Here is a 22141-nt window from a genome sequence, read left to right as displayed (position 1 = left end):
GAGATCATCGTGACGGTGGGCGCGACGGAGGCGATCAATCTGTGTCTGCAGGCGGTCGCGAAACCGGGCGACACGATTGCCGTGGAGTCGCCGACGTTCTACGCCATGCTGCATGCGATCGAACGAATGGGGATGAAGGCGATCGAGGTTGCGACGCATCCGGAGTACGGGATCGACATCGCGGCGCTGGCGGCGATCGCGAAGTCGCAGCCGATCGCCGCGTGCATGGTGATGCCGAACTTCCAGAATCCGTTGGGCTTTCAGATGCCGGACGAGCGCAAGCGCGAACTGGTCGAATTCGCGACGCGCGTGAACATGCCGCTGATCGAAAACGGCGTGTACAACGAACTGTATTTCGGCGACTCGCATCCGAGCACGCTGAAGTCCTACGATCGCAGCGGCATCGTGCTGCACTGTTCGTCGTTCTCGAAGAGCCTGACGGCCGCGTACCGGATCGGCTGGGCGCTGCCGGGGCGTTATCGCGATCAGGTCGAGAAGCTGAAGTTTCTGAACACGCTCGCGACACCGTCGTTGCCGCAACTCGCGATCGCGGAGTTTCTCGAACGCGACGGCTACGAACATCACCTGCGGCGCTTGCGCAAGGCGTATGCGCAGCAGGCGAACCTGATGCGCGCGATGGTGTCGCGTTTCTTTCCGGAAGGCACGCGCATCTCGAGCCCGGCGGGCGGCTACGTGTTGTGGATCGAGCTGCCCGCGCAAGTCGACGCGATGCGGCTGTATCAGCTCGCGCTCGATGAAGGCATCACGATCGGGCCCGGCTATATGTTCTCGATCACCGACAACTATCGAAACTTCATCCGGCTGAACTACAGCAGCCCGTGGTCGCCCGAAATCGAGCAGGCCGTGATTACGGTCGGCAAGCTGGCCGCCGGTTGCGTGCGCTGACCGACGCGCGGCGCGAGCCGCTCAGCGCAGCGACCACACGCCCCAGATCGCGATCAGCAGGCCGACGCCGAGGCCGCAGCCGAGCAGCAGGTAGGTTTCCATGTCGAATCTCTGAAGTGGCACGGTGCCGGCGATGCGGCCGGCCTGCCCATCGTACGCTTGCGAGCTTTCAGAACCCATGCGCACGCGCTGCCGGATCGCGCTCGCGTGCGGCAGCACGCCGGATTTCCAGATCATCTGCAAGGCAGCGACGAGCACGAACCGCAGCACGACGCGGCGAAACAGCGTCGGCGACATGCGATCACGCAGCGGCCGCACGACCTGCATGCCGGCGATCGCGGGCAGGCTGGCTGCGGCCGAGATCGCGAGGTCCACGGCGCGCGCGTGCGCGGCGCCGCTGAACGCCGCGATCAGCGTGACGTCAGCCGCCCGTCACGGGCGGAAAGAACGCGACCTCGCTGTCGTCGCGGACGACGAAGTCGCCCGTCACCATCTCGAGATTCACGGCGGCCCGCACGGGCCGGTCCATCCGCAGTGCGTCGGCGCTGCGCGCATCGCGCGCGGCGAGCGTGCCGCGCAGCGCGTCGACCGTGAGTTCGCTTGCATCGATGTCGACGGTTTCCTCGTCGACCTGCAGCTGTTCGCGAATGCTCGCGAAGTACTTGATCGTCAGTTTCATGTCGTTCAGCCCCAGCGACGCATCGCGTGATCGTCGAGCGCCTTCGCTTCGACCCAGCCCGACGCGCCGTCCTGCCGGATCTCCTTCTTCCAGAACGGCGCGTGCGTCTTCAGGAAGTCCATCAGGAATTCGCATGCGTCGAACGCGGCCGCGCGATGGGCAGCCGCGACGACGACGAGCACGACCGGATGGCCGAGCGGAATGCGCCCGACGCGATGCACGATCCTGACCGTCTCGAGCTGCCAGCGTGCGGTCGCTTCCTCGACGATGCTCCAGAGCGCCTGCTCGGTCATGGTCGGATAGTGTTCGACTTCGAGCGCGACGACGTCGTCGATGTCGCCTTCGTTGCGCACGACGCCGAGAAAATTCACGACCGCACCGACGTGCGGATTGCGCACGATCGGCGCAAGCTCGACACCTGCATCGATCGGCTGATACTGCACGCGCACTTCGAAGCCGGCGGCGATCGCGGGCAGCGGCGTGCCGTGCGGCACGGCGGTTTCAGGCGGATGTTCGCCGCGCAGCGGATCGTCGGGCGGTTCGGCGTGGGGTTCGGTGAAGGTCGTCATGACGGTTCTCCAGGAAGCGATCGGCCGGCATCGCGCGGCGGCGTGTCAGCCGCCGACGAGCGACATGCGCACGGTCGGATAGGGATGGCGCGGCGTGCGGGCGGCACGCGCGGCGCGTTGCTCGGATGCGCGGTCGCCGCGCTGCGTCCAGCGCGCGCGAACGGCGGCGGCGAGGCCGTCGAGCGGTGTCGCATCGTCGAGCCAGGGCCGCAGATCGGTGCCTTGCGTCGCGAACAGGCACGTGTAGAGCGTGCCGTCGGCCGACACGCGCGCACGCGAACACGTACCGCAAAACGGATGCGACACGCTCGCGATGAAGCCGACTTCGCCGCCGCCGTCGACATGACGGCAGCGGATCGCGGTCGCGTCGTGCGCGGGCCCGCCGACGGTGACGAGCGGATACTCGGCGTCGATCAGCTCGCGCATCCGCGTGGCCGTCACGACCTTGTCGTGCGACCACCCGTAGGCGCCGCCGACGTCCATGTATTCGATGAAGCGCACGCTCACGCCCGTATGACGGAAGTGGCGCACGAGCGGCAGGATCTGATCGTCGTTCGCGCCGCGCTCGATCACCGCATTGACCTTCACGGGCGCGAGGCCCGCGGCCTGCGCGGCTTCGATGCCGGCCAGCACGCGCGACACGGGTACGTCGGCATCGCTCATCCGGCGAAACACGGCGTCGTCGAGCGCGTCGAGGCTGACGGTCACGCGCGTGAGCCCGGCATCGCGCAGCGTGCGCGCTTTCGCGGCGAGCAGTGCGCCGTTCGTCGTGAGCGCGAGTTCGACCGGGCGGCCGTCGACGGTCGTCAATGCGGCGAGCCGTTCGATCAGCGTTTCGAGGTGGCGGCGCAGCAGCGGCTCGCCGCCGGTGATCCGAATCTTTTCGACGCCGAGCGACACGAACGCGCGCGCGATCCGTTCGAGCTGCGCGAACGAGAGCCGGTCGGCCGGCGGCATGAACGCATAGTCCGAGCCGAAGATCTCGCGCGGCATGCAGTAGCCGCAACGGAAGTTGCATCGATCGATGACGGACAGCCGCAGGTCGCGCAGCGGGCGGTCGAGCGTGTCGACCGTGCGGAGGAGGGCGTCGGACGCTGCGTCGCCGGACACGGCGGCGCCGGCCGGCGCGGCGGAAGCGATGGCGTTCACGATCGGTTCGTCGGCCTGCATCGGGTGAGCGGGGCGGCGTCGCGGTGCGGTCGCGTGCGGATGCACGGGCCGCGGCGAGCCTTCTCGTGAGGATAGTGCGCGCGCGTCGGCCGGCAGAGGCACAATCGCACGCGAAATGCAGGGGTACAGTTCGCGTCGGCGGACGCTGCGCGCAGCATGGTCATGCGAGCCAGCGCGCGAAGTCGTAATACGGTACGGGCTCGCCGCGCGCGATCCGTTCGCCGGCCGGCACGCGCGCGAGACCGCTCGCATGCGCAAGCGAGTTCAGCGTGCCGGCGCCCTGCTGCCGCAGCGCATCGAGCAGCGGCAGCCCGTTCGGCGCGACGTCGCAGCGCACGCGGATGAAGCGCTCGCGTTGCGGATCGGGTTCGACGTCGATGTCGAGCGGCAGCGACGGCACGACCGGCAGCCGCTCGGCACGCCCCTGCAGCCGGCGGATCAGCGGCGCGACGAACAGCGCGAATGCGGTCGTCGCGGCGCCCGGATTGCCGGGCAGCAGCACGACCGGCCGCGCGTCGAGTCGCGCGAGCGCGACCGGCTTGCCGGGCTTCATCCGCACGCCCGACACGACGAACGCCGCGCCGAGCGCGTTCAGCGTGCCGCGCAGCAGGTCCTTGTCGCCGACCGACGCACCGCCGACGCACACGACGAGCTCGCAGCGCGCATGCAGGTCGCGCAACGCGCGCTCGACGGCGTCCGCGGTGTCCTGCGCATGCAGGTTCGCGACGACGGCCGCGCCGGTGCCCGCGACCAGCGCGGCGAGCATCGGCGCATTGCTGTTGTAGATCTGTTGCGGCGCACGCGGCGCGCCGCACGCGACGAGTTCGTCGCCCGTCGTCAGAATGCCGACCCGCAGCGGCGGGCGCACGTCGAGCGTCGACACGCCTTGCGCGGCCGCGACGCCGACGTGCATCGCGCCGAGCCGGACGCCGGCCGGGATCAGCAGATCGCCGGCGCGCAGTTCCTCGGCGCGGCGCCGGATATGCGTGCCGGCGCGCGGCGGGGCGTCGAAGGTCACGCAGCCGTCGCGCTCGTGCGCGTGCTCCTGCATCACGACCGTGTCGGCGCCGGCCGGAATCGGCGCGCCCGTGAAGATCCGCGCGGCCGTGCGCGGTGCGAGCGGCGCAGGCGCATCGCCCGCATAGCAGCGCTGCGCGACGCGCAGCGGCTCGGCGCCGGCGAGATCGGCGGCGCGCACGGCGTAGCCGTCCATCGCGCTCTGATCGACGGGCGGCTGATCGAGCGACGCGAACAGCGGCGCGGCCAGGATGCGGCCGACGGCATCGGCGAGCGGCACGGTCACGGCCGCATCGAGCGGCGCGAACGCGGTCGCGAAGTACTGCTGGGCGGTATCGAAATCGAGCAAGGGTTTCATCGCGACAGGGTGGAAAGGGTGGCGGCCGGCGACACGTATTCGACGAAGCCGTCGTTGCGGCAGAAGCCGAGGAGCCGGATGCCGGCTTCGCGCGCGACGTCGATCGCGAGCGAGGTCGGCGCGGAGATCGTCGCGAGCATCGGTATCCCGACGCGCGCGGCCTTGCGCACGAGCTCGTAGCTCGCGCGGCTCGACAGGAACACGAAGCCTGCGCCGAAGTCCGCGCGGCGGCGTGCGAGACAGCCGATCAGCTTGTCGAGCGCGTTGTGGCGGCCGACGTCCTCGAACACGTCGAGCACGTTGCCGTCGCGGTCGCACCACGCGGCCGCGTGGATGCCGCCCGTCGCGTGCATCAGCGTCTGCCGCGCCGGCAGCGTGCGCGCGGCGCGCGCGACGGCGGCCGCTGCGATGTCGGCCGCGCTGCCGGCGGCCGCGATGCGCGGCGGATGCAGATCGAGCTGCGCGATGCTTTCGATGCCGCACACGCCGCAGCCGGTGCGGCCGGCAAGGGCGCGGCGGTGTGCCTTGAGCGCCATGAACGCCTGCTGCGAGACGGTCAGCTGCACTTCGGCGCTGCCGGCCCGGTACACGGTGTCGATGTCGAATACGTCCGACGCGCGCTCGACGATGCCTTCGCTGAGCGCGAAGCCGACGCCGAACGCGTCGAGATCGATCGGCGTCGCCATCATCACGGTATGCGCGATGCCGTTGAACACGAGCGCGACGGGGCATTCGTCGACGACGCGATCGACGACGCGATCGACGACGCGCTGCGACGCGCCGGCACGATGACGCGTCACATGACAGCTGATGCTGCCGGCCGGCGCTTCGTCGCGAACGCAGGATTCCATACGGGTTTCTCCAGTCGAATCGGCCGGCCTGCCGGCCGCGTCCCGCGCGCTGCGCCGGACGACGGAAACGGGCCTGCCGCGGCGCCGCGCCGGGTCGCGCAGCCGTGCCGGGCGGGCTTTGGAAACGATCTTAAGGGCGTTCGGCGCAGCCGCGTGTGCACAGCGCCGCGGCACGGAAAGCAGTACAGCTGGCGCCCGTCTGCACGCGCAACCGGTTTTCCGTGTACACATCTTCGGCGACGCGGCGAGCACAGTTTCGATGCACGCGAGAGCGATTGCGAGTATCGTTCGAAACGCGCTATCGTCATTCACGCTTCGATGCCGTGCGACGTGGTCCAGCTGCGCTCGTACATGCAATCGAGCCGTCGCGCGATTTCCAGTTTCGGGCGCACGTCCTCACAACCACGAGCACATTACGATCATGGAAATCTTCGATGCGTTCCATCTCGCACGCTTGCAGTTCGCGTTCACGGTGTCGTTCCACATCGTGTTCCCCGCGATCAGCATCGGCATGGCGAGCTTCCTCGCGGTGCTGGAATGGCGTTATCTCGTCACCGGCGACGCGGCCTACAAATCCATGTTCCAGTTCTGGTCGAAGATTTTCGCGATCGGCTTCGGGATGGGCGTCGTCTCCGGCGTCGTGATGGCCTACGAGTTCGGCACGAACTGGTCGGGCTTCTCGCGCATCGCGGGCAACATCACCGGGCCGCTGCTCACCTACGAGGTGCTGACCGCATTTTTCCTCGAAGCGGGCTTTCTCGGCGTGATGCTGTTCGGCTGGCAGCGCGTGAGCCCGCGCGCGCATTTCTTCGCGACGCTGATGGTCGCGGTCGGCACGCTGATCTCGACGTTCTGGATCCTCGCGTCGAACAGCTTCATGCAGACGCCGCAAGGCTACCGGATCGAGAACGGCCTCGTCGTGCCGGTCGACTGGTTCAAGGTCGTGTTCAACCCGTCGTTCCCGTATCGCCTCGTGCACATGACGATCGCCGCGTTCATCGTCGCGGGCTTCATCGTCGCCGCGTGCGGCGCATGGCATCTGCTGAAGGGGCGCCGCGACGAACCGGTCAAGCGCAGCTTCTCGATGGCGCTCTGGATGCTGTTGCTGCTCGCGCCGATCCAGATCGTCGTCGGCGATGCGCACGGCCTCAACACGCGCGAGTATCAGCCGGCGAAGATCGCGGCGATCGAAGGGCTGTGGGAGACCGAGAAGGGCGGCACCGCGCTGAACCTCGTCGGCCTGCCCGACATGCAGGCCGAGACGACGCGCTATGCGATCCAGGTGCCGCACCTCGGCAGCCTGATCCTCACGCACAGTTGGGACGGCGAAATTCGCGGGCTGAAGGAATTCGCGCCGCAGGATCGCCCGTATTCGCCGGTCGTGTTCTGGACCTTCCGGATCATGGCGGGGCTCGGGATGCTGATGCTGTTGACCGCGCTGCTCGGGCTGCTGCTGCGCAAGGGCGGGCGCCTCTATGAAACGCGCTGGTTCCAGTGGTTCGTGCTCTGCATGGGGCCGTCGGGCATCGTCGCGCTGCTCGCGGGCTGGATCACGACCGAAGTCGGCCGGCAGCCGTGGACCGTCTACGGCGTGCTGCGCACGGTCGATTCGGTGTCGCCGCTCACCGCGCAGCAGGTCGGCGTATCGCTGCTGGTGTTCGTCGTTGTGTATTTCCTCGTATTCGGAACGGGCATCTATTACATGATGAAACTGATGAAGCACGGGCCGGCCGCGCAGGCCGGGTATATCGAGCTCCACCGGCATCCGGGCTTGCGCAATCGCGCCTTGTCGACGTCGCTGGATACGGCCGAAGCGGAGTAAAGCATGCAAATCGATCTTCCTGTCGTGTGGGCCGCGATCATCGGCCTCGGCGTGTTCCTCTACGTGATGCTCGACGGCTTCGATCTCGGCATCGGTCTGCTGTTTCCGTTCTTCGACGCGAAAGCCGAGCGGCAGGTGATGCTCGATACGGTCGCGCCGGTGTGGGACGGCAACGAGACGTTCCTCGTGCTCGGTGGCGCAGGGTTGTACGGCGCGTTTCCGGTCGTGTATTCGACGCTGCTGCCGGCCAACTACCTGCCGCTGATCCTGATGGTGGTCGGGCTGATCTTCCGCGGCGCGGCATTCGAGCTGCGCGCGAAGGCGAACCGCACGCAGCACATGTGGGATCTCGCGTTCATGGGCGGCTCCGCGCTTGCCGCGTTCTGCCAGGGCATCGTGCTCGGTTCGCTGCTGCAGGGCATCCGCATCGAGAACAACCATTTCGCGGGCGGGCCGTTCGACTGGCTCTCGCCGTTCAGCCTGTTCTGCGGGATCGGCGTGCTCGTCACGTATGCCACGCTTGGTTGCGGCTGGCTGATCCTCAAGGTCGACGGCGAGCTGCAGCGCAAGATGCGCGAGCTGATGAAGCCGCTGACGGCCGTGCTGCTCGGCGTGATGGCCGTCGTCAGCCTGTGGACCGTGATCGGCCTGCCGGCCGTCGCGCATCGCTGGTTCGGCAGCGGCAATCTCGGCTGGTTCCTGCCGGTGCCGGTGCTCGTCGTCGCGTGCGTCTGGGGCATCTTCCACACGGTGAAGTACCGGCACGAGGCCACGCCGTTCCTGCTGACGCTCGCCATCGTGTTCCTCGGCTATACGGGGCTCATCATCAGCATCTGGCCGAACATCGTGCCGCCGTCGCTGTCGATCTGGGATGCGTCGTCGAGCCATTCGAGCCAGCTGTTCGCGCTCGTCGGCACGGTGATCGTGCTGCCGGTGATCCTCGTCTACAACGCGATGCAGTATCGCGTGTTCCGCGGCAAGGTGCGCGAGGGCGACATCGGTTATCACTGAGCGGCGCAAGCCGGCACGGAACGGAACAGCGGCCCGCCCAGCGCGGGCCGTCGCGCATCGCAGGATGCCCGCGCGCACGCGCGGTCAGTCGGAATACTCACCATGATCGTCAGACCAAGACAAAACTGGCTCAGGATGCTGTTTGTATGGAACGGCTCCGTGCTTCAATCGATCATTCCGCAACTCGCTTTCATGGCGATCGTCAGCACGCTGGCGGTCTTCACGAACGGGCGCATCTTCGGCGAGAAGATTCCGCTGAACACCGCGCCGTTCACGCTGTTCGGGCTCGCGCTCGCGATCTTCCTCGCGTTTCGCAACAACGCGAGCTTCGAGCGCTTCAAGGAGGCGCGGCTGCTGTGGGGCAATCTGCTGATCGCCGCACGCGCGCTGACGTCGCAGATGCGGCGCTATCTGCCCGACAGCGTCGACGACGCGCAGCGCAACCGGCTCGCCGACTGGCTGATCGCGTTCACCTATGCGCTGAAGCACGAGCTGCGTCACACCGATCCGCTGCCGGACCTCGAGCGCATCCTCGGCGCCGAGCGTGCGGGCCTGCTCGCGCGCAAGGCGTACCGGCCCGTCGCGATCCTCGACCTGCTGCGCGGCGAGCTCGTGCACGCGCTCGGCCGCACGCCGGGCAGCGAGACGATCTGCTGGATGTTCGACGCGCAGCTCGATGCGCTCGGCAAGACGGTCGGCGGCTGCGAACGGATCCTCTCGACGCCGATCCCGTTCTCGTACAGCGTGCTGCTGCATCGCACGGTGTATGCGTATTGCGTGCTGCTGCCGTTCGGCCTCGTCGATTCGACCGAATTCTTCACGCCGCTGATCTGCGTGTTCATCTCGTACACGCTGATTGCGCTCGAGGCGATCGCGAACGAGGTGGCCGAGCCGTTCGGGCTCGCGCCGAATGCGCTCGCGCTCGACGCAATGACGCGCACGATCGAGCGCTCGGTGCTCGAGCTGGGCGAGCGCGACTTGCCGGAAGAGTATGTGCCGGCGTCGACGTATCAGATCACGTAACGGCGTGACCCCGCGCGCGCGTCGTGCGTCGCGCCGCGGCGCGCTTCAGAGATTCAACGCAGCGTCGACTCCATCGCGAGCCGCGCGATCTCGGCGGACGGCCACATCAGATAAAGCAGCGCCGCCATCGACAGCAGCGCGCATGCGCGCGCGACGAGTGTGCGGTCGAGCCGGTGCAGGGTGCGGAGGTACTGCATCAATTTCTTCATGTTGCTTGCGCGGGCGCGCGGTTCCGGCGGTTGCTGCAAAGGGGCCGGACCGGCGCGCGGCGGTGTGACGATCAGGGAAAACGACGCGCATCGTACCAGTTCCGCGCGGCGAAGACCGTCAACGATTGTCGGTCCGCACGCCGTGAATCGGGGACCGTTGCGCGGGCAACGGGCTGCACGGCGTTTCGTCTGAACATTGCGCGAGACCGACGAACGCGATCGCCCGAGACGGACGCGCGCACGGCCCGGCGCGCGCGGCCGCCCGTCAAGGCGCCGCGGCAGGGCCAGCTTTTTTCTCGCCAACGACGACAAAAAACCTCATTTCGCGCCGCGCGGCGCGTCAGCAGAATGTCTCCATTCGAACTCGCGCGACCGCCGGTGCCGCGCGGGCCGCACTTCAGAAGGAGACAGACGTGACAGTCGAAACAACCGCAATCGATACGCTGGTGGTGGGCGCCGGCCAGGCCGGCGTGGCCATGAGCGAGCACCTCGGCAAGCTCGACGTGCCGCATCTCGTGCTCGAGCGCGACCGCATCGCCGAGCGCTGGCGCACCGCGCGCTGGGATTCGCTGGTCGCGAACGGGCCCGCGTGGCACGACCGCTTTCCGGGGCTCGAATTCGACGGCCTCGATCCCGACGCGTTCGCATCGAAGGATCAGGTCGCGGACTACTTCGAAGCCTATGCGCGCAAGATCGGCGCACCGATCCGCACCGGCGTCGAAGTGACGAGCGTCGTGCGCCAGGCGGGCAAGCCGGGCTTCGTCGTCGAAACCTCGGCCGGCCGCTTCGACGCGATGCGCGTGGTGGTCGCGACCGGCCCGTTCCAGCGTCCGGTGATTCCGCCGATCGCGCCGCGCGATGCGCGTCTCACGCAGATCCACTCCGCCGACTATCGCAATCCCGCGCAACTGCCGGACGGCGGCGTGCTCGTGGTCGGCGCCGGCTCGTCGGGCGTGCAGATCGCCGACGAACTGCAGCGCGCGGGCCGCCGCGTCTATCTGTCGGTCGGCCCGCACGATCGCCCGCCGCGCGCGTATCGCGGCCGCGACTTCTGCTGGTGGCTCGGCGTGCTCGGCGAATGGGACAAGGAAGTCGCGACGCCCGGCCGCGAACACGTGACGATCGCGGTCAGCGGCGCGCGTGGCGGCCACACGGTCGATTTCCGCGCGCTCGCGAACCAGGGCGTGACGCTGGTCGGGATGACGCGCGCGTTCGACGGCGGCGTCGTCACGTTCGAAGCGGATCTCGCCGCGAATCTCGCGCGCGGCGACGCGAACTATCTCGCGCTGCTCGACGCGGCCGACGCGTACGCGGCACGCAACGGCCTCGATCTGCCCGACGAGCCCGAGGCGCGCCGCATCCTGCCCGATCCCGACTGCGTCGCGCATCCGCTTGCGACGCTCGACCTCGCGGCGGCCGGCGTCACGTCGATCGTCTGGGCGACCGGCTATGCGGTCGACTACGGCTGGCTGAAGGTCGACGCGTTCGCGGAGAACGGCAAGCCGCAGCATCAGCGCGGCGTGTCGAAGGAGCCCGGCATCTATTTCGTCGGCTTGCCGTGGCTGTCGCGACGCGGATCGAGCTTCATCTGGGGCGTGTGGCACGACGCCAGGCACATCGCCGATCACATCGCGACACAGCGCAAATATCTCGACTACCACACGGGCGCGCAGCGTCGTGCGGCGCAGGACGCCGGCACGGCGCCGGCCGCGTGCCCGCTCGCGGACGCGCTGAGCTGAACGCCACTCAGCGTCGCCGCCCGATTTCACGCGCCCGCCGCACGAATGCGCATCGCGCACGGCGGGCGTTTCATCCGACACGAGACCCGAACGAAGGACACCGATGAGCGAACCGACCCATACCCGCATCCGCATGTTCAACACGCGCGACACCTATCCGAACCAGTCGCTCGACAACGATCTGTGCCAGGCCGTGCGTGCCGGCAATACCGTCTACGTACGCGGCCAGGTCGGCACCGATTTCGACGGCAATCTGATCGGTCTGGGCGATCCGCGCGCGCAGGCCGAGCAGGCGATGAAGAACGTCAAGCAACTGCTCGAGGAAGCGGGCAGCGACCTCACGCATATCGTGAAGACGACGACGTACCTGATCGACCCGCGCTACCGCGAGCCGGTGTATCGCGAAGTCGGCAAGTGGCTGAAGGGCGTCTATCCGATCTCGACGGGCCTCGTCGTATCGGCGCTCGGCCAGCCGCAATGGCTGATGGAAATCGATGTGATCGCCGTGATTCCCGACAACTGGCAACCGAACCGCACGCAGGAGGCGGCATGACGTTCTCGATCGTCGGGCGCTGCCCGGAGACGGGGCAGCTCGGGATCGCGATAAGCTCGTCGAGCATCGCGGTCGGCGCGCGTTGTCCGTGGGTGCGTGCGGGCGTCGGCGCGGTCGCGACGCAGAACGTCACGCTGCCTGCGCTCGGCCCGCAGATCCTCGACCGGATCGAGCGCGAGCAGTGCGCGCCGCGCACGGCGCTCGACCGCGCGTTGAGCGCGAACGGCTGGAGCCAGTATCGGCAGGTCACGGTGATCGACGGGCAGGGGCGCACCGCCTGCTTCACGGGCAGCGAGGCGCTCGGCACGCACCACGCGGCGACCGGCGAGCAGTGCGTCGCGGCCGGCAATCTGCTCGCGTCGACCGGCGTGATCGATGCGATGGTCGAGGCCTTCGAGCGCGCACACGGGCTGCTCGCCGATCGGCTGCTTGCCGCGATGCACGCGGCGGTCGCGGCCGGCGGCGAGGCGGGGCCCGTGCATTCGGCCGCGCTGCAGGTGGCCGGCGATCTGACCTGGCCGATCGTCGATCTGCGCGTCGACTGGGCCGACACGGCGCCGATCGCGCAGCTCGATGCGCTGTGGCGCGCGTACCGTCCGCAGATGCACGACTATCAGACGCGCGCGCTGGACCCGACCGCCGCGCCGAGCTACGGAGTGCCCGGCGATGAATGACGGAGCGAGCCGCGCGCTGCTCGAACGGCTGATCGGCTTCGCGACGGTCAGCCGCGATTCGAATCTGGCGATGATCGATTTCATCCGCGACTATCTGCGCGGCTTCGGGATCGAGAGCGAACTGTTCTACAACGCCGAGCGCACGAAGGCGAGCCTCTACGCGACGATCGGCCCGCGCGGCGGCGGCGGGATCGCGCTGTCCGGCCATACCGACGTCGTGCCGGTCGACGGACAGGCCTGGACCGTCGATCCGTTCCGGCTCACGGAACGCGACGGTCGCCTGTACGGACGCGGGACGGCCGACATGAAGGGCTTCATCGCGTCGGTGCTCGCCGCGGTGCCCGCGTTCGTCGCGCGGCCGCTGCGCGAGCCCGTGCATCTCGCGTTTTCGTACGACGAGGAGATCGGCTGCGTCGGCGTGCGGCCGATGCTCGAGGCGCTCGCGCAGCGCGCGGATCGCCCGCGCCTTTGCGTGATCGGCGAGCCGACCGAGCTGAAGCCGGTGCTCGGCCACAAGGGCAAGCTTGCGATGCGCTGTCACGTGAAGGGCGCCGCCTGTCATTCGGCTTACGCGCCGTCGGGCGTGAACGCGATCCACTATGCGGCGAAGCTGATCGGCCGGCTCGGCGAGATCGGCGACACGCTTGCGCGCCCCGAGCATCGCGACGGCCGCTTCGATCCGCCGTTCTCGACCGTGCAGGCCGGGCTGATCGACGGCGGGCGCGCCCTGAACATCGTGCCGGCCGAATGCACGTTCGACTTCGAAGTGCGTGCGCTGCCGGGCTTCGACGCAGAGCACGTGCCGCGCGCGCTGCAGGACTATGCGCAAACGGAACTGCTGCCCGCGATGCGCGCGGTGCAGCCCGATACCGACATCCGGCTGCAGCCGCTCGGCGCCTATCCGGGGCTCGCGACCGCGCGCGACAGCGACGCTGCGCGGCTGCTCGCGATGCTGACCGGCTCGGACGCGTTCGGCACCGTCGCGTTCGGCACCGAGGGCGGGCTGTTCGGCGCGGCCGGCATTCCGGCCGTGGTCTGCGGGCCGGGCAGCATGGATCAGGGGCACAAGCCCGACGAATTCGTGACGCTCGCGCAGCTGCACGGCTGCGATGCGATGCTCGCGCGGCTGGCCGCGCATCTCGCGCAAGGCGCTTGATGCACCGACGTTCCGACGCGCCGACATGCCGGCGTTCGAACGCGGCGCCGGCCGCTAGCCAGGCGGCGCCGCGTGGATCTGTGCGAGCCGTTCGCGGCTGAACTCGACGAACGCCTGCGCCTGCTTGGTCAACTGCCCGCGCTTGAGCCGCGCGCTGACGAGCCCCGACGGGCTGACCGTTTCGCTGATGCCGATCGTCACGACGCGGCGGCCGTCGTACGTGTATTCCGAATGCGGGCGCGTGACGAGCAGCGAGAACCCGAAGCCCTGGCCGACCATCCCGCGCACCATCTCGATCGACGGCGACGCGAACACGATGTTCGGCGTGAGCCCCAGTTCGTGAAACAGGCTGACGAAGTAGGTGCGGCTCGGCTGCACGTCGAGCAGGATCATCGGCTCGACGCTCAGGTCGTGCAGCGACACCTGCGCCTGGCTCGCGAAGCGGTGGTTTTCCGGCAGCAGCACGTACGGCTGCTGCGGCGGCATCAGCGGCTCGGTCTCGATCGTCGCGTCGAGATCGTGATCGTAGAGAAACGCGAGATCGAAGCTGCCGGCCGTCAGCCCCTGCACGAGTTCCTGCTGATCGCCGTCGCGCAGCCGGATGGCGACGCCCGGATAGCGCTCGCGAAAGCCTGCGATCAGCTGCGGCAGATACAGCGGCGCGACCGTCTCGAAGCAGCCGATGTCGATCTGGCCCGACACGACGTCGTTGTCCGCCAGTGCGTTCTGTTCGAATTCGCGCGCGATGCGCAGCAGTTCCTGCGCCTTCCGGTAGAAGCGCGTGCCGCTCGGCGTCAGCGACGCGCCCTGCGCGTGATGGCGGATGAACAGCATCACGCCGAAGCTTTCCTCCAGACCCTTGATCGCGCTGGAAATCGACGGCTGCGCGATGAACAGCTGGCGCGACGCCTCGGCGACGCTGCCGGCCTCGACCGTCGTCACGAAGTATTTCAACTGCCGCAAAGTGTAGTGAGCCACGAAGCACCTCTATCGCTCGGCCTGGCGCCGCGCGGGGGCGGCGGTTCCAGGATGTCGGGGTAGCACCATACCCGAACAATTCCGCGGCCGCGATCGTCGCTGCAGAGCTTTTTCATATGGCTCGGAAATATTTTTAGTATTTTCCGGTCGCCCCGCGCGTGGCGCACCATCGTCTCCGACATCGACCGCGCCGGCACCCGCCGCGCTGCACAGGAGACATCATCATGACGACCGCGGACCGCAACGCGTCCCCAATGATAGAGAAGCATACGATCGGCTACGTGCCGCCCGCAGACCGGCACGGCAAGGTGCGCGATCTGTTTACGCTCTGGTTCGGCGGCAATATCGCGCCGCTGCCGATCGTGACGGGCGCGCTCGGCGTGCAGATCTTTCATCTGAACCTGATGTGGGCGATCGTCGCGATCGTCGTCGGCCAGGCGGTCGGCGGCGTGCTGATGGCGCTGCATTCCGCGCAGGGGCCGCAGATGGGCATCCCGCAGATGATCCAGAGCCGCGCGCAGTTCGGCTCGTGGGGCGCGCTGCTCGTGACGGTCATCGCGGCCGTCATGTACGTCGGCTTCTTCGCGTCGAACATCGTGCTCGCCGGCAAGTCGGTGCACGGAATCGCGCCCGCCGTGCCGGTGCCGGTCGGCATCGTGATCGGCGCGGTCGGCTCCGGGCTGATCGGCATCGTCGGCTACCGGTTCATCCATATCCTGAACCGGATCGGCACGTGGGTGCTCGGAATCGGCATCGCCGTCGGCTTCTGGATGATCCTGTCGCACGTGAGCACCGACGATTTCTTCACGCGCGGCGGCTTCAACTTCGCGGGCTGGCTCGCGACGGTATCGTTGTCGGCGCTCTGGCAGATCGCGTTCGCGCCGTACGTGTCGGACTATTCGCGCTATCTGCCGGAGAACGTCGGCGTCGCGTCGACGTTCTGGGCGACCTATCTCGGCTGCGCGATCGGTTCGACGCTCGCATTCATCTTCGGCGCGGTCGCGGTGCTCGCGGTGCCGGCCGGCGCCGACACGATGGACGCGGTCAAGCAGGCGACGGGCGCGCTCGGCCCGCTGATGCTCGTGCTGTTCCTGCTCAGCGTGATCAGCCACAACGCGCTGAACCTCTACGGCGCGGTGCTCGCGGTCATCACGTCGGTGCAGACGTTCGCGTACCGGTGGATTCCGACCGCGAAGGCGCGCGCGGTGCTGTCGGTCGTGATTTTCGTGGCGTGCTGCTACGCGGCGATCGGCGCGTCGACGAACTTCATCGGCCACCTCGTCGATCTCGTCCTCGCGCTGCTCGTCGTGCTGGTGCCGTGGACCGCAATCAACCTGATCGACTTCTACGTGATCCACAAGGGCAAGTACGACATCAAGTCGATCTTCCTCGTCGACGGCGGCATCTACGGACGCTTCAATCCGCAGGCGCTGCTCGCCTATGCGGTCGGGATCGTCGTGCAGATTCCGTTCATGAACACGCCGATGTATGCAGGCCCGATTCCCGCGCATCTCGGCGGCGCGGATCTGTCGTGGCTGGTCGGCCTCGTGCTGACCTCGCCGCTGTACTACTGGCTCGCGACGCGCGACAGCGCGTATCGCCGCAAGCAGACGGCCGCGTCGCTGCCGTCGAGCGCCGCGCGCTGAGCCGGGCGCGCGACGCGGGCGGCAAGCGCTGCGCGGCCGGCGCACGGCATGCCGCGCGCCGGCCCGCCGCTCAGACGGTCGCCGAGCGCACGACGCGCACCGGCACCGACTTGTACGACGGCGTGCCGCTTTCCTTGTCGATATAGTCGAGCGGCACGAGCACGTTCGCTTCCGGGTAGTACGCACCGACCGAACCGGGCGCGATGTCGTACTCGATCGCGGTGATCTTCTCGAGACGCAGCGTGCGGCCGGACGCGCCGATCGTCTCGATGTCGACGAGGTCGCCGTGCTCGAGACCGTACTTCTCGAGATCCGCCGGATTCATGAACAGCACGTCGCGCCGCCCGAACACGCCGCGATAGCGATCGTCGAGCCCGTAGATCGTCGTGTTGTACTGGTCGTGACTGCGCAGCGTGATGAGTCGCAGCACCTGTTCGCCGCCGAGCACTTCCGCGTCTTCCGCGACGCCCTTGTACACCGAGAACATCGCCTTGCCGGTCGGCGTCCGCCACACGCGTTCGGTCGGCGGCAGCGGCAGCCGGAAGCCGCCCGGCGTGCGGATCCGTTCGTTGAACGCTTCGAAGCCGGGAATCGTGCGGTCGATCAGATCGCGGATCCGGTCGTAGTCGGCGATCAGGTCGAGCCACGCGACCTTGCTGTTCGGCAGCGTCGCATGCGCGATGCCGGCGACGATCGCGGGCTCCGAGCGCAGATGCTCGGAGGCCGGCTTCAGCTTGCCGGCCGACGCATGGACCATCGACATCGAATCCTCGACCGTCACCGACTGCGGACCGCTGGCCTGCACGTCGAGCTCGGTGCGCCCGAGCACCGGCAGGATGTAGGTCTCCTTCGCGACGAGCAGATGCGAGCGGTTCAGCTTCGTGCCGAGATGCACGCTCAGGTCGAGCTTCGACATCGCGGGGAACGACTGCTCGGGATCGGGCAGCGCGACCGCGAAATTGCCGCCGAGACAGAGCAGCGCCTTCGCGGTGCCGTCGATCATCGCCTGCATGGCCTGCACCGCGTCGTGACCGTGATGCGACGGCGGCGTGAAGCCGAACACGTCCTCGAGCTTCTTCAGGAACTCGGCGGACGGCTTTTCGGTGATGCCGACCGTGCGGTTGCCCTGCACGTTCGAATGGCCGCGCAGCGGACAGATGCCGGCGCCCGGCTTGCCGATGTTGCCGCGCAACAGCAGCAGATCGGCAATCAGCCGCACGTTCGCGGTGCCCTTGTTGTGCTGCGTGACGCCCATCCCGTACGTGACGATCGTCGCGTTCGACTTCGCATAGGCGAGCGCGACCTGTTCGAGCTGCGCCTGGCTGAGCCCGCTCGCGTGCTCGATGTCGTCCCACGACGTCGCCTCGAGATCGGCCGCGAACGCGTCGAAGCCTTCGGTGTGCTGCGCGATGAACGCGCGATCGAGCACGTCGCCGCGCTCGGCCTCGAGCTGCAGCAGCGCCTTCATGATGCCTTTCAGCGCGGCCGCGTCGCCGCCCGCATCGACCTGGTAATACGTCGATGCGATCCGCGTCGAACCGAACGACGCCATCTCGATCATGTCCTGCGGATCCGCGAAGCGTTCGAGCGCGCGCTCGCGCAGCGGATTGAAGACGATGATCGGCACGTGGCGGCGCGCGCATTCGTGCAGCGTGCCCATCATCCGCGGATGGTTCGTGCCCGGGTTGTGGCCGATCGAGATGATCAGCTCGCACTGGTCGAAATCCTCGAGCGACACGGTGCCCTTGCCGATGCCGATCGACTGCGGCAGCCCGACGCTCGTCGGCTCGTGGCACATGTTCGAGCAGTCGGGGAAGTTGTTCGTGCCGAGTTCGCGCGCGAACAGCTGATACAGGTACGCGGCCTCGTTCGAGGCGCGGCCGGACGTGTAGAACTCGATCTGCTCGGGCGGCAGCGCGCGCAGCACTTCGCCGATGCGCGCGAACGCGTCGTCCCATTCGACCGCGCGGAACGTGTCGGTCGCGCGATCGTAGACGAGCGGATGCGTGAGCCGGCCCATGTTCTCGAGCTCGTAGTCCGACATGCGCAGCAGCGAGGAAACCGTATTCGCCGCGAAGAACTCGGGCGTCACGCGCTTGGTCGTCGCTTCCCACGTGACGGCTTTCGCGCCGTTCTCGCAGAACTGGAACGTCGACTTGTGCTCCTTGTCCGGCCATGCGCAGCCGGGACAGTCGAAGCCGTCCGGCTGGTTGGTGCGCATCAGCGTGATCGGTGCCTCAATGGTCTCCATCTGCGTGCGGACGGCCTCGGCTGTCGCGCGAAGCGCGCCCCAACCGCCGGCGGGCCCGTCGTACTTCCTGATGCCTGGCACTTCGCGTCGATTTGTCATGTGATTCTCCATCAGCTGCGCCGCGGTGCGGGCAGCCCGGGTTGCGCCGTGCGACGGCGGGGACGTCTGCGCCCGGCGGACGCAGACGGTCATGCGCGCCCCGATGTCGGGCCGCGCGGGTTCATCGGCGGCCGGCGCGCGCGGCGACGTGCCGCCGCGCGCACCGGCCGAGGCCTCACGGCGCGTCCTTCTTCGCGCCGGACGATTTCTTGCCGGACTTCTTCGCGGGCGGCGGTGCCTCGGCCGGCGCGCCGTCGCTCGCGCCGGCCTCGCCGTCGGGTCGGCCATCGGCCGCAGCGGCACTGCCGTTGCCCTTCGCGCTGCCGTTGCCGGCCTGCTTGGCGGCCTTGGCGTCCTTTGCGTCCGTTGCCTCGGCCGGCGGCAGCTTGTTGAACGTCACTTCGCCGCGGTCCTTGTCGTAGTCGACCTCGACGCGATCGCCCGACTTCAGCGCGTCCGCGAGGATTTCCTTCGCGAGCCGCGTCTCGATCGTCTGCCGCACCTGACGCTTCAGTTCGCGCGCGCCGAATTCCGGCTGATAGCCCGCCTCGGTCAGATGCTCGATCAGCGATTCGCCCATCACGAGCTGGATGTCCTGCGCGGCCGCGGTGCGTACGACGCGATCGAGCTGGATCTGCACGATCGAGCGGATGTTCTCCTTCGACAGCGCATGGAACACGATCACTTCGTCGATCCGGTTCAGGAACTCGGGGCGGAAGTGGCCCTTCAGCACCTGCATCAGTTCTTCGCGGATCGCCTTGTCGGTCTTGCGCGCGGCTTCCGGCTGCGTGAGGTTGTCCATGATGATCGCCGCGCCGAGGTTGCTCGTCGCGATGATGATCGTGTTGCTGAAGTCGACGACGCGTCCCTTGCCGTCGGTGAGCCGGCCGTCGTCGAACACCTGCAGCAGCACGTTGTAGACGTCCGGATGTGCCTTCTCGATCTCGTCGAGCAGGATCACGCTGTACGGGCGGCGCCGCACGCGCTCGGTCAGCTGACCGCCTTCGTCGTAGCCGACGTAGCCGGGCGGCGCGCCGATCAGCCGCGCGACCGCGTGCCGCTCCATGTATTCGGACATGTCGATCCGGATGATCGCCTGCTCGTCGCCGAACACGCTTTCGGCGAGCGCCTTCGCAAGCTCGGTCTTGCCGACGCCGGTCGGCCCGAGGAACAGGAACGTCGCGATCGGCCGGTGCGTCTGGCCGAGCCCCGCGCGCGACAGGCGCACCGCATCGCTGACCGCGACCACCGCGTCGTTCTGTCCGACCACGCGCTCGCGCAGCTGCTCTTCCATCTTGAGCAGCTTCTGACGCTCTTCCTGCGTGAGTTCGGACACCGGAATGCCGGTCAGGCGCGAGACGACTTCGGCGACCGATTCGACCGTGACCTCGAGCGTCTCGGAGCCGGTCTTGCGCTGCCACGCTTCCATCTTCTCGTCGAGCGCCTTCTGTTTCGCGTTGATCTGTTCTTCGAACTGCTTCGCCTCGTCGAAGCGCTTGCGCGAGGTCGCGTAGTCCTGCTCGCGCTTGAGCTGCGCGATCTGCGCTTCGTCTTCCTGGATGTCGACCGGGCGCGAAGTCGCGCCGATCCGCACGCGCGCGGCCGCCTGATCGATCAGGTCGATCGCCTTGTCGGGCAGAAAGCGCGAGGTGATGTAGCGGTCCGCGAATTCGGCGGCCCCGACGAACGCGTCGTCGGAGAACGTGACCTGGTGGTGCGCTTCGAGGCTGTCGCGCAGCCCGCGCAGGATCACGATCGTCTGCTCGACGCTCGGCTCCGGCACGAACACGGGCTGGAAGCGCCGCTCGAGCGCCGCATCTTTCTCGATGTACTTCTGGTATTCGTTCAGCGTCGTCGCACCGATCAGGCTCAGCTCGCCGCGCGCGAGCGCGGGCTTCAGTACGTTGGCGATGTCGAGCCCGCCTTCGCCGCCGCCTTGCCCCGCGCCGACGATCGTATGCAGCTCGTCGATGAACAGGATCAGTTCGTCCTGCTTCGCGGTGACTTCGTCGATCAGCTGCTTCGCGCGCTCCTCGAACTCGCCGCGATATTTCGCGCCGGCGACCATCGAATTGATGTTGACCTCGACGAGGCGCTTGCCGCGCAGCACTTCCGGCACGTCGCCGTTGACGATCCGCTGCGCGAGCCCTTCGACGATCGCCGTCTTGCCGACGCCCGGCTCGCCGATCAGCACGGGGTTGTTCTTCTTGCGGCGCGCGAGCACCTCGATCGCGCTTTCGATTTCCTGCGCGCGGCCGAGGACGGGGTCGAGCTTGCCCTGGCGCGCGAGCGCGGTCAGGTCGCGGCCGAACTTGTCCAGATTCGGCGTGCCGGTCGGCGTGTCGACGCGGCCGTCTTCGGCGCCCTTGCCGACGACCTTCACAACCTTCTGGCGCAGCGCCTCGGGCGTCACGCCGTATTTCTTCAGCAGCGTGCCGGCGATGCTGTCCGGCACCGATGCGAGCCCGATCAGCAGATGCTCGGGCCCGATGTACGAATGGCCGAGATCGCGCGACGCCTGGAACGCGTACTGCACGGCCTTCTTCACGCGCGGCGAGATCGACAGCTTCTCGAGCGACTGGTCCGGATCGGCGTTGCCGGTGTGCGCGTGTTCGTCGATGTAGGCCTTGGTGTCCTGCGGCGACAGCTTCAGTTCCTTCAGCAGTGCCGCACATACGTCGGTGTCGGCGAGCGCGTACAGCAGGTGTTCGGTGTCGAGTTCGTTGCGGCGCAGCTCGTGCGCCTTCTCGGCTGCGCGCTGCAGCAGCTCGAGCGTCTGCTCGCTGAACGCGTCGGTGGGGTCGACCGACTCGCGCGGGATTTCCGCGGCGAGCGGCGATGCTTCGTCGAGGCCACCGAACAGCGACGACGGACCGCCGCCGAGCAGCGAGTCGAACGGATTCAGCATGCTCTGATGGCGCATCAGCTGCCGGAAGTGATAGTCGCAGATCGAGATCGTCTTGCGTTCGCCGTCCTGCATCACGGTGGCGCGCGCAACGGCGGGCCGGGCGTGACAGATGTCGCAAAGTGCGGGCATGGTGGTCTGGCTCCTGTCAATGAAAGTGGATCGAAGGGCGACGTACCGATGCGCGGCGGCAACGGAACGTGCTGACCGCGACACGCGGCGCGGCGGCGCGCGCTCGGCGCCCGTACCGTCGCGCAGCGCGCGACGCGGCAGCCGGCGACGGCGTTCGGCACCGCGTACGCGCGTGCTTCGTGGAGCCCGCGGCACGACTTCGACTGCGTTCAAAATAGCGAATCGCCGGAACCCATCCAAGACACAGTTCCGTGCCGGTCCGTCGGCAAATTGCACCCTCACATGCGCGCGAACGCGGGCCGCGAGGAGTACAGACGCGCGTGCGCGGCCCCGCACGGGCGGGCGCGGCGCAGGGCGAGGGGAAAGGCGGCGGCAGGCGGCGCGTGCGGCGCG

The 22141-nt window shown here is 68.1% G+C and carries 18 protein-coding genes and 1 pseudogene; 9 read left to right on the top strand and 10 right to left on the bottom strand.

Annotated features, from left to right (window positions below; translation table 11 throughout):
• Window positions 1–906 (top strand): aminotransferase-like domain-containing protein (locus BST28156_RS32230; protein ID WP_174904365.1); only part of this gene is annotated, 906 nt, incomplete at its 5' end.
• Between the two features lie 198 nt (window positions 907–1104).
• Here BST28156_RS32230 and BST28156_RS35225 read toward each other — a convergent pair.
• The 6 genes and pseudogenes from BST28156_RS35225 to fdhD all read right to left on the bottom strand — a co-directional run.
• Window positions 1105–1326, bottom strand: a pseudogene (locus BST28156_RS35225) (sulfite exporter TauE/SafE family protein); the annotation flags it as partial.
• Between the two features lies 1 nt (window position 1327).
• The gene (moaD, locus tag BST28156_RS32220; protein ID WP_006398844.1) at window positions 1328–1585 is read right to left on the bottom strand and encodes a molybdopterin converting factor subunit 1; all 258 of its coding nucleotides are present in this window, start codon (window positions 1583–1585) and stop codon (window positions 1328–1330) included.
• Between the two features lie 5 nt (window positions 1586–1590).
• Entirely contained in the window at window positions 1591–2154 is a 564-nt protein-coding gene (locus tag BST28156_RS32215) for a molybdenum cofactor biosynthesis protein MoaE (RefSeq protein WP_012217835.1), read from the bottom strand.
• Between the two features lie 45 nt (window positions 2155–2199).
• Complete coding sequence (gene moaA / locus BST28156_RS32210; RefSeq protein ID WP_012464956.1) at window positions 2200–3324, bottom strand: GTP 3',8-cyclase MoaA; 1125 nt, start codon at window positions 3322–3324, stop codon at window positions 2200–2202.
• A 160-nt stretch (window positions 3325–3484) separates the two neighbouring features.
• Window positions 3485–4699, bottom strand: a complete 1215-nt coding sequence (locus BST28156_RS32205) for a molybdopterin molybdotransferase MoeA (RefSeq protein WP_012217837.1) — start codon at window positions 4697–4699, stop codon at window positions 3485–3487.
• Complete coding sequence (gene fdhD, locus BST28156_RS32200; protein ID WP_012217838.1) at window positions 4696–5550, bottom strand: formate dehydrogenase accessory sulfurtransferase FdhD; 855 nt, start codon at window positions 5548–5550, stop codon at window positions 4696–4698. The genes BST28156_RS32205 and fdhD overlap by 4 nt, the downstream gene beginning before the upstream one ends.
• Before the next feature lie 421 nt (window positions 5551–5971).
• Between fdhD and BST28156_RS32195 the strand changes: the two genes are divergently transcribed.
• The 3 genes from BST28156_RS32195 to BST28156_RS32185 all read left to right on the top strand — a co-directional run bounded on the left by BST28156_RS32195 (window position 5972) and on the right by BST28156_RS32185 (window position 9406).
• Window positions 5972–7372, top strand: a complete 1401-nt coding sequence (locus BST28156_RS32195; protein ID WP_006398851.1) for a cytochrome ubiquinol oxidase subunit I — start codon at window positions 5972–5974, stop codon at window positions 7370–7372.
• A 3-nt stretch (window positions 7373–7375) separates the two neighbouring features.
• Window positions 7376–8383, top strand: coding sequence for a cytochrome d ubiquinol oxidase subunit II (gene cydB / locus BST28156_RS32190; protein WP_012217839.1), 1008 nt, complete (start codon window positions 7376–7378; stop codon window positions 8381–8383).
• Window positions 8384–8485: 102 nt separating this feature from the next.
• On the top strand, window positions 8486–9406 hold the full coding sequence (locus BST28156_RS32185) for a bestrophin family protein (protein WP_006414711.1): 921 nt from the start codon (window positions 8486–8488) through the stop codon (window positions 9404–9406).
• Window positions 9407–9459: 53 nt separating this feature from the next.
• Here BST28156_RS32185 and BST28156_RS32180 read toward each other — a convergent pair whose 3' ends face one another.
• Complete coding sequence (locus BST28156_RS32180) at window positions 9460–9615, bottom strand: hypothetical protein (RefSeq protein ID WP_006408543.1); 156 nt, start codon at window positions 9613–9615, stop codon at window positions 9460–9462.
• A 413-nt stretch (window positions 9616–10028) separates the two neighbouring features.
• On the opposite strand from BST28156_RS32180, the gene BST28156_RS32175 reads away from it, so the two are divergent.
• The 4 genes from BST28156_RS32175 (at window position 10029) to argE (ending at window position 13737) form a co-directional block, all read left to right on the top strand.
• Window positions 10029–11354: a flavin-containing monooxygenase gene (locus BST28156_RS32175; RefSeq protein ID WP_012217841.1), complete on the top strand. Its 1326-nt coding sequence runs from the start codon at window positions 10029–10031 to the stop codon at window positions 11352–11354.
• A 103-nt stretch (window positions 11355–11457) separates the two neighbouring features.
• Window positions 11458–11907, top strand: coding sequence for a RidA family protein (locus BST28156_RS32170; RefSeq protein ID WP_006407373.1), 450 nt, complete (start codon window positions 11458–11460; stop codon window positions 11905–11907).
• Window positions 11904–12581: a DUF1028 domain-containing protein gene (locus tag BST28156_RS32165; RefSeq protein ID WP_006407374.1), complete on the top strand. Its 678-nt coding sequence runs from the start codon at window positions 11904–11906 to the stop codon at window positions 12579–12581. The genes BST28156_RS32170 and BST28156_RS32165 overlap by 4 nt, the downstream gene beginning before the upstream one ends.
• Window positions 12574–13737 (top strand): acetylornithine deacetylase, encoded by a 1164-nt coding sequence (argE, locus tag BST28156_RS32160; protein WP_012217842.1) that lies wholly within the window; start codon window positions 12574–12576, stop codon window positions 13735–13737. The genes BST28156_RS32165 and argE overlap by 8 nt, the downstream gene beginning before the upstream one ends.
• 54 nt (window positions 13738–13791) lie before the next feature.
• On the opposite strand, the gene BST28156_RS32155 is transcribed toward argE, so the two are convergent.
• A complete protein-coding gene (locus BST28156_RS32155) occupies window positions 13792–14715 on the bottom strand; it encodes a LysR substrate-binding domain-containing protein (protein WP_174904364.1) in 924 nt (307 codons plus the stop codon).
• A 224-nt stretch (window positions 14716–14939) separates the two neighbouring features.
• On the opposite strand from BST28156_RS32155, the gene BST28156_RS32150 reads away from it, so the two are divergent.
• The gene (locus tag BST28156_RS32150) at window positions 14940–16361 is read left to right on the top strand and encodes a purine-cytosine permease family protein (RefSeq protein WP_012217844.1); all 1422 of its coding nucleotides are present in this window, start codon (window positions 14940–14942) and stop codon (window positions 16359–16361) included.
• A gap of 70 nt (window positions 16362–16431) precedes the next feature.
• Here BST28156_RS32150 and BST28156_RS32145 read toward each other — a convergent pair whose 3' ends face one another.
• Both BST28156_RS32145 and BST28156_RS32140 read right to left on the bottom strand, forming a co-directional pair.
• Complete coding sequence (locus tag BST28156_RS32145; RefSeq protein WP_012464955.1) at window positions 16432–18711, bottom strand: FdhF/YdeP family oxidoreductase; 2280 nt, start codon at window positions 18709–18711, stop codon at window positions 16432–16434.
• Window positions 18712–18886: 175 nt separating this feature from the next.
• Entirely contained in the window at window positions 18887–21748 is a 2862-nt protein-coding gene (locus tag BST28156_RS32140; protein WP_012217846.1) for an ATP-dependent Clp protease ATP-binding subunit, read from the bottom strand.
• Between the last annotated feature and the right edge of the window lie 393 nt (window positions 21749–22141).

The organism is Burkholderia pseudomultivorans (assembly GCF_902499075.1).
Taxonomy (GTDB): domain Bacteria; phylum Pseudomonadota; class Gammaproteobacteria; order Burkholderiales; family Burkholderiaceae; genus Burkholderia; species Burkholderia pseudomultivorans.
This window is presented reverse-complemented; position numbering and strand designations above follow the sequence as displayed.